The organism is Collimonas fungivorans (genome assembly GCF_028292705.1).
GTDB lineage: Bacteria > Pseudomonadota > Gammaproteobacteria > Burkholderiales > Burkholderiaceae_D > Collimonas > Collimonas fungivorans_B.
Genome location: NZ_JAQGLV010000172.1, coordinates 1 through 11,152, shown reverse-complemented (window position 1 = coordinate 11,152; position 11,152 = coordinate 1). Strand labels below are relative to the sequence as shown.

Here is an 11,152-nt window from a genome sequence, read left to right as displayed (position 1 = left end):
TACAACTTCTCCGGGAGCCGAATATTACAGGACTTTTGCGATTGCGGCGACAACATTGTCGATATTTTTGGTATTGAGCGCGGCCACGCAGATGCGGCCGGTGTCGACGGCGTAGATCGAGAATTCGTCGCGCAGGCGTTCGACCTGGGCCTTGGTCAGGCCGGAGTAGGAGAACATGCCGCGCTGCTTGATGACGAAATCGAAGTCGTGGCCTGGGGCTTGTTCCTTCAGTTTTTTCACCAGCAGGTGGCGCATTTCGCGGATGCGTACGCGCATGCCGGCCAGTTCTTCTTCCCACAGCTTGCGCAGCTCTGGCGAGGCCAGGGTGGTGGCCACTACCTGGCCGCCGTGGATCGGCGGGTTGGAGTAGTTGGTGCGCACCACGCGCTTGAGTTGCGACAGCACGCGGCCGGCTTCTTCCTTGCTGGCGGCGACGATGCTCAGGGCGCCCACGCGTTCGCCATACAGCGAGAACGATTTCGAGAACGAGTTCGATACGAACACCGGGCCGCCGGCTTCGGTGAAGCGGCGCACTACCTGGCCGTCGGCTTCGATGCCGTCGCCAAAACCCTGGTAGGCCATGTCGAGGAAAGGCACCAGGCCGCGCTGGGTGACGACGTCGATGACCTGGGTCCATTCGGCGTCGCTGAGGTCGGCGCCGGTCGGGTTGTGGCAGCAGGCGTGCAGCAGGACTACCGAACCGCTCGGCATGGTTTTCAGCGCATCCAGCATGCCGCCGAAGTTGACGCCGCGGGTAGCCGGGTCGTAGTAAGGATAGTTGTTGACGGTGAAGCCGGCCGATTCGAACAGCGCGCGGTGGTTTTCCCAGCTTGGATCGCTGATCCAGACTTGCGTGTTGTCGGCGCTGAAGCGCTTGAGGAAATCGGCGCCCAGTTTCAGCGCACCGGTGCCGCCGATAGCTTGCACGGTGATTGCGCGTTTCTCTTGAACTACGGCGCTGTCGGCCCCAAATACCAGTTCTTGCACAGCCTTGTCGTAAGCCGCCAGGCCTTCGATCGGCAGGTAGGTGCGCGGCGCCAGTTTTTCGATCAGCAGCGCTTCCGCTTTTTGCACGCATTCCAGCAGCGGCACCTTGCCGTTGTCATCGTAATAGACGCCGACGCCGAGGTTGGTCTTGCCTGGATTCTGGTCCGCATTGAAACCTTCGGTGATGCCGAGGATAGGATCGCGTGGCGCCATTTCGATGGCGGTAAAGAGGGAGGCTGAAAGAGGTGCGTTCATCGTGATAACATAAAAAGTTGGCTGCAAAAGAGATGTTGCGGCCGGGTTGAATGCTGTGCCGGGTCACGAGACAAATCGCTGATCGGCGCGGATTTACTACCGTCTATTTTACCAAAGGTCGAAGCCCATGGCTGACATATCACAGGTTCAGAGCACCGTCGACGAGTCCAAAATCGTCACTTTTCCGAATTCGCCGTACAAGCTGTTCCAGCCGTTCCAGCCTGCCGGCGACCAGCCCGCGGCCATCGATAAACTGACGGAAGGGCTGGAAGACGGCCTGTTTTACCAGACTTTGCTGGGCGTTACCGGCTCCGGCAAGACGTATACGATGGCCAACGTGATCGCCCGCATGGGGCGGCCGGCGATCGTTTTTGCGCCGAATAAAACGCTGGCGGCCCAGCTGTACAGCGAGTTCCGCGAGTTTTTCCCGCACAACGCGGTGGAATATTTCGTCAGCTACTACGATTATTACCAGCCGGAAGCCTATGTGCCGCAGCGCGACTTGTTCATCGAGAAAGATTCCTCGATCAATGAGCACATAGAACAGATGCGCCTGTCCTGCACCAAATCGCTGATGGAGCGGCGCGATGTGGTCATTGTGGCAACGGTGTCGGCGATCTACGGTATCGGTAACCCCAACGAATACCACCAGATGATCCTGACCTTGCGCGCCAAGGACAAGGTCAGCCAGCGCGACGTCATCGCGCGCCTGATCCAGATGCAGTACACCCGCAACGAAATCGATTTCGGGCGCGGCACCTTCCGCGTGCGCGGCGACACCATCGACGTGTTTCCGGCCGAGCATGCCGAGCTGGCCTTGCGCATCGAGATGTTCGACGATGAAATCGACAACCTGCAGCTGTTCGATCCGCTCACCGGCCGCGTGCGGCAAAAGATCCCGCGCTTCACCGTCTATCCCGGTTCGCACTATGTGACGCCGCGCGCCACCGTGCTGCGCGCCATCGAAACCATCAAGGACGAACTGCGCGACCGGCTCGAATTTTTCCGTAAGGAAAATAAACTGATCGAGGAGCAGCGCATAGAGCAGCGCACCCGTTTCGACCTGGAGATGATGCAGGAAATCGGTTTCACCAAGGGCATCGAAAACTATTCGCGCCACCTGAGCGGCGCCTTGGCGGGCGAGCCGCCGCCGACCCTGGTCGATTACCTGCCGCAGGATGCGTTGATGTTCCTGGACGAATCGCATGTGCTGATCGGCCAGTTGAACGCTATGTATAACGGCGACCGTTCGCGCAAGACCAACCTGGTGGATTACGGCTTCCGGCTGCCATCGGCGCTGGATAACCGGCCGCTGCGTTTCGACGAATTCGAAGGCAAGATGCGGCAGACGATTTTTGTCTCGGCCACGCCCGCTGACTACGAAAAGCAGCATGCCGACCAGGTGGTGGAGCAGGTGGTGCGGCCGACCGGCCTGATCGATCCTGCGATCGAAGTGCGGCCGGCCTTGAGCCAGGTCGACGACCTGATGAACGAGGCCAATGCCCGCATCAAGAAGAACGAACGGGTGCTGGTGACCACGCTGACCAAGCGCATGGCGGAGCAGCTGACCGAATTCCTGAGCGATAACGGCATCAAGGTGCGTTACCTGCACAGCGATATCGAAACCGTCGAGCGCGTGGAAATCATCCGCGACCTGCGCCTGGGCACCTTCGACGTGCTGGTCGGGATCAACCTGCTGCGCGAGGGCCTGGATATTCCTGAAGTGTCGCTGGTAGCGATCCTGGATGCCGACAAGGAAGGCTTCCTGCGTTCCGAGCGCAGCCTGATCCAGACCATAGGCCGCGCCGCGCGTAACCTGAACGGCACCGCGATCCTGTATGCGGACCGCATGACCGATTCCATGCGCCGCGCGATCGACGAAACCGAGCGCCGCCGCAACAAGCAGATCGCCTTCAATGCCGCCAACGGCATCACCCCGGTCGGCATCAGCAAGCAGATCAAGGAATTGATCGACGGCGTCTACAGCCCGCAGGAAGCGCGCGAAGTGCTGCATGCGGCGCAGGACCAGGCCAAGTACGAAGCCATGAGCGAGAAACAGGTGAGCAAGGAAATCAAGCGCCTGGAGAAGCAGATGGTCGATCACGCCAAGAACCTGGAGTTCGAAAAAGCCGCGCAGGTGCGCGACCAGCTGCATGTGCTGAAGCAGCAGCTGTTCGGTGCGCCGGGAGCGGACAATATTGTTTTGTAGTTGCAGGATTTTTTAACGGCCTGTGTTTGATCAATCCTGTTTGCTGTTTTTGTTGCGATTGTTGATGATTTATGACTGATTTTCTTCCTGCTTCAATCCGTTCCGCGTTATCCGGCGTACATGCTTCCTGGCTCGCCATCCTGGAACAGGGCTTGCGCGCGGTAGCGCAAGCCAATCCAGCTTATCTGAAGGATCTGGCCGCGGCAGAATACCTGCCTACCGAGGGCCGCATGTTTGCCGCCTTCACCCAGCCGCTGGAAGCGGTGCGTTATGTGCTGGTGGGCGAGGGGCCTTATCCGCGCGCGGCCAGCGCCACCGGCGTCTGTTTCATGGACGGCGCGGTCGGCTCCCTGTGGTCAGAGAAGGGCTTGTCGAAGCAGGTCAATCGTGCGACTTCCCTGCGCAATTTCATGAAGATGCTGCTGGTGGCCGATGGCCAGCTGGCGCTGGAAAACACGACCGGCGATGCGATGTCGGATGTGGCGTTGCAGGCGCAGGCGGACGGTTCGCAGGCGATCCAGCTGCTGGCCGATTTGCAGGCCAACATGGTGAAGCAGGGTTTCTTGCTATTGAATGCTTCGCTGGTGTTTCGTCCGGAGGTGCCGCCGGTCAAGGACGCCAAGGCCTGGCAGCCATTCATGCAGGCGGTGTTGCAGGGGCTGGCGGAGGCTGCGGACAAGCGCGGCGAGGATCTGCCGACGCTGGTGTTGTGGGGGAAAATCGCCGAGCAGTTGAATGCCTATCCGGTGACTGCGCGGTTTCCGAAAGCAGTCGCCGAGCACCCTTACAACCTGAGTTTTATCGGCAACGCCGGCATGCAGGCCTTGTTCGGTCCCATGCAGTTATTGCGGCGCGCTTAGATCAGGCTCATTTGCCGCAGGTCGATTTCGGCCTGGGTCAGCGGTTTTTCTGCGGCAGGCGCGGGAGCCGGGCTGAGATCCAGTTGCGGCTCGGCGACAGGCGCCGCGGGTTTCGGAGCCGGCGCCGGTTTGCTCCGCTTGCCGGCAACCGGGGTGGCGCTGGCCAGCCAGCGCTTGAGCATGTCGTCAAACAGCACCAGCATCGCTTCCGGCAGTTCCGGCGTGTAGGCCTGGCGGATCACGATGCCGTCCCACATGGCGGTCAGCAGCAGCGCTGCCGCATTGGCGTCCAGTGTCTGGTCGATCTGGCCGCGTTCCTGGGCGGTGCGCAGCATGTCCGCCAGGCCGTCCACCCATTCCGTCTCCGCCGTCTTGATCACCGCACCCACACGCTTGTTGCGCAAACCTTCCGCGTAGATCTCGGTCATCAGGCCGGCGTCGCTGATCGCTGCGTAGCGGCGGGCGAAGGCGCGGGTGATGGCGGACAGCGCTTGCGGCAGGTCGTCGGTATCGTGGAATTCCGACAACAAAGTGCGCGCCTGGCGCCTTTCATCCTCCGCCATGGCCGCAATAATCGCATCCTTGCTGGTGAAGTAGCGGTACACCGCGCCCGGGCCGAGGCCGACCTCGGTACAGATCTCCTGCATCGAGGTCTGGTGGAAACCGGTCTTGCGGAAGCACTTTCCTGCGGATTTCAGGATGTCGACGCGTTTCTGGTCAGCTCTCTGCGTCGGTGATTGCGGTGTCTTGGATTTGCGGATGGCCATACTGAGTGCTGCTCAAAAAGAGGACTGTGCGGGAGGGTCGGTATTATAGGTTTAAGCGCCGCTTCCTTGAATATATTTTTACATTTAACACTATTCCAGCCGCCATGACTGGTGTGCATATGGCAATTTTCTGCGCCAGATCCGGTTCGTCCAAGATGCCCTTATTTGTTGTAATTGTATAAATGACAATCGGCGCAAAAGCCAAGCCGGGCGCGGGATTCCAGGAATCGGGCAATACCTGACGGATTCACTCAAGTTTGGTATACTGTCGTAACACTTGGCAATCCAGCAGGATATAGAGACAGGTAGATAGGTTTAAGAGCGGAGATTACATGCGTCTGACTACAAAAGGCCGGTTTGCGGTAACTGCGATGATCGATTTGGCATTGCGCCAGGGCAAAGGTCCGGTAACTTTGTCTGCAATTAGCGAGCGTCAAGAGATTTCCCTGTCATATCTGGAACAATTGTTCGGTAAATTGCGTCGTCACCAGATTGTTGAATCCGTGCGCGGGCCAGGCGGCGGATACAACCTGGCGCGCAAGGCGGAAGACGTCACGGTGGCGGACATCATCATCGCGGTCGACGAACCGCTGGATGCGACCCAGTGCGGCGGCAAGGAAAACTGCCACAGCCCGGATCACGAGGGCGGCAGCCGTTGCATGACACACGACCTGTGGTCGACCTTGAACGCCAAGATGGTCGAATACCTGGATTCGGTGTCGCTGAAGGATTTGGTGGATCAGCAACATGCGCAGCAGCAAGCGCAGCAGAGGAAGGCCCTGGAACAAAACGTGGTGGTGATGCATAGGTCCCACCTGGTCGCTTGATTGGAGCTAGAAAAAGTATGAACGCACCCTTGGAAAAAAGCCTGATAGACACATTGAAGGCGCCTCACTTCCCGATTTACATGGACTATTCGGCAACCACGCCTATCGATCCGCGTGTTGCCGACAAGATGATTCCCTATTTGCGCGAGCAGTTCGGCAATCCGGCTTCGCGCAGCCACATGTACGGCTGGTCTGCCGAAAAAGCGGTGGAAGATGCACGCGAGCAGGTCGCCAAGCTGGTCAACGCCGATTCGCGCGAGATCATCTGGACTTCCGGCGCCACCGAAGGCAACAACCTGGCGATCAAGGGCGCAGCCAATTTCTACAAGACCAAGGGCAAGCACATCATCACCGTCAAGACCGAGCATAAAGCAGTGCTGGACGTGGTGCGCGAACTGGAACGCCAAGGCTTCGAAGCGACTTACCTGCAACCGCAGGATAATGGCCTGATCACGCTGGAACAGCTGGAAGCAGCGATCCGTCCCGACACCATCCTGGTTTCGGTGATGCTGGTCAACAATGAAATCGGCGTGATCCAGCCTGTCGCGGAAATCGGTGAACTGTGCCGCCAGAAGGGCATCATTTTCCATTGCGACGCGGCGCAAGCCACCGGCAAGGTAGTGATCGACCTGGAAAAATGGAAGGTCGACCTGATGACTTTCACGGCCCACAAGACTTACGGTCCTAAAGGCATCGGTGCGCTGTACGTGCGGCGCAAACCGCGCGTCCGCCTGGAAGCGCAGATGCACGGCGGTGGCCATGAGCGCGGCCTGCGTTCGGGCACCTTGCCTACGCACCAGATTGTCGGCATGGGCGCGGCTTTTGAAATCGCCCGTGAAGAAATGGATGAAGAAATCGTCCGCATCAAGTCGCTGCGCGATCGCCTGGCGACCGGCCTGCAAACGATTGAAGAAGTGTATGTCAACGGCGACATGGATCACCGCGTGCCGCATAACCTCAACGTCAGCTTCAACTACGTTGAAGGCGAATCGCTGATCATGGCGATCAAGGACATCGCGGTATCGTCCGGTTCGGCCTGTACTTCGGCCAGCCTGGAGCCATCGTATGTATTGCGCGCGCTGGGCCGCAGCGACGAACTGGCGCACAGCTCGATCCGTTTCACCATCGGCCGTTTCACGACCGAAGAAGACATCGATTTCACGATTGAACTGATCAAGACCAAGGTTGCGAAACTGCGCGAGCTGTCGCCGCTGTGGGACATGTACAAAGACGGGATCGATATCAGTACGATCCAATGGGCGGCGCACTAACAGGACGCATTGGCAGCATTATGCCGCAGCCGGTGAGAGGTCACCGCCGCGGCTCAAACAAGGAGTAGCAAAATGTCTTATTCAGCAAAAGTTTTGGACCACTACGAAAACCCACGCAACGTCGGCGCTTTTGAAAAGGGCGACGAGACTGTTGGTACCGGCATGGTTGGCGCGCCTGCATGCGGCGACGTCATGAAATTGCAGATCAAGGTCGGCGCCGACGGCGTGATTCTGGACGCCAAGTTCAAGACCTACGGTTGCGGTTCGGCGATTGCTTCGTCGTCGCTGGTGACCGAATGGGTCAAGGGCAAGACGCTGGATCAAGCGATGTCGATCAAGAACACCCAGATCGCCGAAGAACTGGCGCTGCCGCCGGTCAAGATCCACTGCTCGATCCTGGCTGAAGATGCGATCAAGGCCGCGGTAGAAGATTACAAGGCCAAACACGGCGAGCAAAAGCAGGCAGCTTAAAAGCTAATCTAGCGAAAAGAGATCGACGGCATATGGCAATCACACTGACGGAAAAAGCGGCCAAGCACATCAACCGCTATATCGAACGGCGCGGCAAGGGCATCGGCCTGCGCTTCGGCGTGCGCACTACCGGTTGCTCGGGGCTGGCTTACAAACTGGAATACGTGGACGAGAAGACCGATGAAGATGCAGTGTTCGAATCGCACGGCATCCAGGTGTTTGTCGATCCCAAGAGCTTGCCGTATATCGACGGCACCGAGCTTGATTTTGCGCGCGAGGGTTTGAACGAAGGCTTCAAGTTCTACAACCCGAACGTCAAGGACGAGTGCGGCTGCGGCGAGAGTTTCCGGATCTGATCCAGGACCGTCTGCTTGACCCGCATCACGTTGGATTGGACCAAGCCTGTTGTACTCCAACAGGCTTTTGTTTTAAGAGCCATGCAAAATCACTTTGAACTGTTCCACCTGCCGCAACGCTTCGCGCTGGATAGCGTGGCGCTGGACCGCGCCTACCACGAGGTGCAGAACCAGACGCATCCCGACCGTTTCGCCAGCGCCAGCGGCGCCGAGAAGCGGGTGGCGATGCAATGGACTACGCGCGCCAACGAGGCCTACCAGACCCTGAAAAGCCCGTTCAAGCGCGCCGCCTACCTGTGTGAACTGAACGGCGTCGAGCTGCAGGCGGAGTCGAACACGGCGATGCCGGCGGCGTTCCTGATGCAGCAGATGGAATGGCGCGAAACGCTGGACGATGCACGTGCCGGCAAGGACCTGGCGGCGCTGGAACAGCTGGATCTTGAGCTGCGCGCTGCGCGCAAGGCCGACCTGCAGCGCATAGGCGACTTGCTGGATGCACAGGATTTCCAGCAGGCTGCGCAATACGTGCGGCAGCTGATGTTCCTGGAAAAATTTGGGGAAGAGATCGGCAATGCATTCGCCGTTCTTGAATCGTAAAACACCACTTTATTAGCCGAGTACGAGCATGCCTGAAGTCTGGTTATTCCTGATTGCCGCAATGACGCTGACCCTGGCGCCGGGACCGGACAATATCTACGTGCTGACGCGCGGCATCACCCAGGGCCGCAAGGCCGGCCTGGTCGCCGCCGCCGGTTTCAGTTCCGGCTTGATCTTCCATACCATGCTGGCGGTGCTGGGCTTCGCCGCGCTGATCAAGGCTTCGCCGCTGGCGTATTCCCTGTTGCGTTATGCCGGCGCGGCTTACCTGATCTATATCGGCGTGCGCACCTTGCGTTCGCATTCGTCGATCCAGCTGCAGGGCAATGCCGAGCCGATGAAGCTATCGCGCATCTACTGGCAGAGCGTGATCGCCAATATATTGAATCCGAAGGTGACGCTGTTCTTCATCGCCTTCCTGCCGCAGTTCGTGAACGCAAGCGCTGGCCACATTCCGGCGCAGATGCTGCTACTGGCGGCCATATTTATCCTGCAGGCGCTGGCCATCTTTAGCGTGGTCGCCCTGTTTTCCGGCATGGTCGGCGCGTTCTTTCAGCGCAAGAAATCGGCCGCCACCACCATGAACCGACTGGCGGGCTCTGCATTTATCGCACTCGGTATCCGCATCGCCCTGCCACAATAAAGTAATAAACGAAAACACCCTATGGCACTTTTACAAATTTCCGAACCAGGCATGTCCACCGCACCGCATCAGCATCGGCTGGCGGTCGGGATAGACCTGGGCACCACCAATTCGCTAGTCGCCACGGTGCGCAACAGCATTCCCGAAGTGCTGAACGACGAAGCAGGGCGGCCGTTGCTGCCGTCCATCGTGCGTTACCTGCCGAACGGCAATGCGCATATCGGCTACAAGGCGCAGGCGGCGCAGACCACAGATCCCAAGAACACGATCCTGTCGGTCAAGCGCTTCATGGGACGCGGCCTGAAGGACATCGCCTACGCCGAAAACCTGCCTTACGATTTTCTCGATGTGCCGGGCATGGTGCAGTTGAAGACCGCGGCCGGCATCAAGAGCCCGGTCGAAATTTCCGCCGAAATCCTGGCGACCTTGCGCCAGCAGGCGGAAGATGCCTTGGGCGACGACCTGGTCGGCGCCGTGATTACCGTGCCCGCCTATTTCGACGATGCGCAGCGCCAGGCTACCAAGGACGCCGCCAAGCTGGCCGGCCTGAATGTGCTGCGTTTGCTTAACGAGCCGACCGCTGCTGCTATCGCCTACGGCCTGGATAACGCCTCGGAAGGCGTGTACGTAGTCTATGACCTCGGCGGCGGCACCTTCGATATCTCGATCCTGAAGCTGACCAAGGGCGTATTCGAAGTGCTGGCGACCGGCGGCGACTCGGCATTGGGCGGCGACGATTTCGACCACCGGATATTTTGCTGGATCAGCCAGCAGGCCGGACTGGCGCCGTTGTCCGACGAAGACACGCGGATTCTGATGGTCAAGGCGCGTGAAGCCAAGGAACTGCTCTCTACCAAGGCAGAAGTCAGCGTCGATGCTGCCTTGAATTCCGGTGAGCGGGTCCATTTACAGCTGACGTCAGCGATTTTTGACGAAATCACCCAGCATCTGGTGGCCAAGACGCTGACGCCGACCCGCAAGGCGCTGCGCGACGCCGAACTGACCGTGGATGATGTCGACGGCGTGGTGCTGGTCGGCGGTGCAACCCGCATGCCTAGCATCCGCAAGGCCGTCGGCGCCTACTTCGAAACCACGCCGCTGGCAAATATCGATCCGGACAAGGTAGTGGCGCTGGGCGCCGCGATCCAGGCCAACCTGTTGGCCGGCAACCGCGCCCCGGGCGACGACTGGCTGCTGCTGGACGTGATCCCGCTGTCGCTGGGCATAGAAACCATGGGCGGACTGGTGGAGAAGGTAATTCCACGCAATTCGACCATCCCTTGCGCGCGCGCGCAGGAATTCACTACCTTCAAGGACGGCCAGACCGCGATGGCGATCCAGGTCTTGCAGGGCGAACGCGAGCTGGTCAGCGATTGCCGTTCGCTGGCGAAGTTCGAGCTGCGCGGCATCCCCCCGATGGCCGCCGGCGCGGCGCGGATACGCGTGACCTACCAGGTCGACGCCGACGGTTTGCTGTCGGTCTCGGCGCGCGAGCTGCGCTCCGGCGTGGAAGCGTCGATCAGCGTCAAGCCTTCGTACGGCCTGGCGGATGACGACATCGCCCGCATGCTGCAGGAATCGTTTGCTTCGGCCGATGTCGACATGCAGGCGCGCGCGCTGAAAGAAGAGCAGGTGGAAGCCGAGCGCATTGTGCTGGCCACCGAATCGGCATTGTCCGCCGACGTTGCGTTGTTGTCCGACCAGGAGCGCGTGGACATCGCCGCTTTGATCGATGCCGTGCGCGTGCAGGCGCAGGGTACGGACCATCTGGCGATCAAGGCCGCAGTCGATGCGCTGGCGCACGGCACCGAAGAATTCGCCGCCCGCCGCATGGACCGCAGCGTGCATGATGCGCTGACCGGCAAGACACTGGATCAAGTGTCATAAAAATTTGATAAATTAATCAGAC

At 59.5% G+C, this 11,152-nt stretch carries 11 protein-coding genes; 9 read left to right on the top strand and 2 right to left on the bottom strand.

What is annotated here, in order from left to right:
• Positions 1–24: 24 nt before the first annotated feature.
• On the bottom strand, positions 25–1,242 hold the full coding sequence (locus JWQ61_RS09595) for an amino acid aminotransferase (protein ID WP_304360329.1): 1,218 nt from the start codon (positions 1,240–1,242) through the stop codon (positions 25–27).
• Between the two features lie 127 nt (positions 1,243–1,369).
• On the opposite strand from JWQ61_RS09595, the gene uvrB reads away from it, so the two are divergent.
• Entirely contained in the window at positions 1,370–3,451 is a 2,082-nt protein-coding gene (uvrB, locus tag JWQ61_RS09590) for an excinuclease ABC subunit UvrB (RefSeq protein WP_304360328.1), read from the top strand.
• Between the two features lie 71 nt (positions 3,452–3,522).
• On the top strand, positions 3,523–4,311 hold the full coding sequence (locus tag JWQ61_RS09585) for a uracil-DNA glycosylase (RefSeq protein WP_304360327.1): 789 nt from the start codon (positions 3,523–3,525) through the stop codon (positions 4,309–4,311).
• Here the strand turns inward: JWQ61_RS09585 and JWQ61_RS09580 are convergent.
• Positions 4,308–5,078, bottom strand: a complete 771-nt coding sequence (locus JWQ61_RS09580; protein ID WP_304360326.1) for a TetR/AcrR family transcriptional regulator — start codon at positions 5,076–5,078, stop codon at positions 4,308–4,310. The genes JWQ61_RS09585 and JWQ61_RS09580 overlap by 4 nt on opposite strands.
• A gap of 332 nt (positions 5,079–5,410) precedes the next feature.
• Here JWQ61_RS09580 and iscR point away from each other — a divergent pair, with 332 nt between their 5' ends.
• The 7 genes from iscR (at position 5,411) to hscA (ending at position 11,130) form a co-directional block, all read left to right on the top strand.
• Complete coding sequence (gene iscR, locus JWQ61_RS09575; protein WP_014007109.1) at positions 5,411–5,905, top strand: Fe-S cluster assembly transcriptional regulator IscR; 495 nt, start codon at positions 5,411–5,413, stop codon at positions 5,903–5,905.
• Between the two features lie 17 nt (positions 5,906–5,922).
• A complete protein-coding gene (locus JWQ61_RS09570; RefSeq protein ID WP_304360325.1) occupies positions 5,923–7,176 on the top strand; it encodes an IscS subfamily cysteine desulfurase in 1,254 nt (417 codons plus the stop codon).
• Positions 7,177–7,248: 72 nt separating this feature from the next.
• Positions 7,249–7,647, top strand: a complete 399-nt coding sequence (iscU, locus tag JWQ61_RS09565; RefSeq protein ID WP_304360324.1) for a Fe-S cluster assembly scaffold IscU — start codon at positions 7,249–7,251, stop codon at positions 7,645–7,647.
• A 32-nt stretch (positions 7,648–7,679) separates the two neighbouring features.
• A complete protein-coding gene (gene iscA / locus JWQ61_RS09560) occupies positions 7,680–8,003 on the top strand; it encodes an iron-sulfur cluster assembly protein IscA (RefSeq protein WP_014007106.1) in 324 nt (107 codons plus the stop codon).
• 81 nt (positions 8,004–8,084) lie between these two features.
• Complete coding sequence (hscB, locus tag JWQ61_RS09555; protein WP_304360323.1) at positions 8,085–8,600, top strand: Fe-S protein assembly co-chaperone HscB; 516 nt, start codon at positions 8,085–8,087, stop codon at positions 8,598–8,600.
• A gap of 28 nt (positions 8,601–8,628) precedes the next feature.
• On the top strand, positions 8,629–9,243 hold the full coding sequence (locus tag JWQ61_RS09550; protein WP_304360322.1) for a LysE family translocator: 615 nt from the start codon (positions 8,629–8,631) through the stop codon (positions 9,241–9,243).
• Between the two features lie 21 nt (positions 9,244–9,264).
• Positions 9,265–11,130, top strand: a complete 1,866-nt coding sequence (gene hscA / locus JWQ61_RS09545; protein WP_304360321.1) for a Fe-S protein assembly chaperone HscA — start codon at positions 9,265–9,267, stop codon at positions 11,128–11,130.
• Positions 11,131–11,152 lie beyond the last annotated feature (22 nt).

What these genes read in the sequence shown, in the direction of transcription:
- uvrB (WP_304360328.1), top strand. Translation starts at nt 1,370, where the DNA reads ATGGCTGACATATCACAGGTTCAGAGCACCGTCGACGAGTCCAAAATC.
- JWQ61_RS09570 (WP_304360325.1), top strand. Translation starts at nt 5,923, where the DNA reads ATGAACGCACCCTTGGAAAAAAGCCTGATAGACACATTGAAGGCGCCT.
- iscU (WP_304360324.1), top strand. Translation starts at nt 7,249, where the DNA reads ATGTCTTATTCAGCAAAAGTTTTGGACCACTACGAAAACCCACGCAAC.
- hscA (WP_304360321.1), top strand. Translation starts at nt 9,265, where the DNA reads ATGGCACTTTTACAAATTTCCGAACCAGGCATGTCCACCGCACCGCAT.
- JWQ61_RS09580 (WP_304360326.1), bottom strand. Translation starts at nt 5,078, where the DNA reads ATGGCCATCCGCAAATCCAAGACACCGCAATCACCGACGCAGAGAGCT.
- JWQ61_RS09550 (WP_304360322.1), top strand. Translation starts at nt 8,629, where the DNA reads ATGCCTGAAGTCTGGTTATTCCTGATTGCCGCAATGACGCTGACCCTG.
- iscR (WP_014007109.1), top strand. Translation starts at nt 5,411, where the DNA reads ATGCGTCTGACTACAAAAGGCCGGTTTGCGGTAACTGCGATGATCGAT.
- JWQ61_RS09595 (WP_304360329.1), bottom strand. Translation starts at nt 1,242, where the DNA reads ATGAACGCACCTCTTTCAGCCTCCCTCTTTACCGCCATCGAAATGGCG.
- iscA (WP_014007106.1), top strand. Translation starts at nt 7,680, where the DNA reads ATGGCAATCACACTGACGGAAAAAGCGGCCAAGCACATCAACCGCTAT.
- JWQ61_RS09585 (WP_304360327.1), top strand. Translation starts at nt 3,523, where the DNA reads ATGACTGATTTTCTTCCTGCTTCAATCCGTTCCGCGTTATCCGGCGTA.
- hscB (WP_304360323.1), top strand. Translation starts at nt 8,085, where the DNA reads ATGCAAAATCACTTTGAACTGTTCCACCTGCCGCAACGCTTCGCGCTG.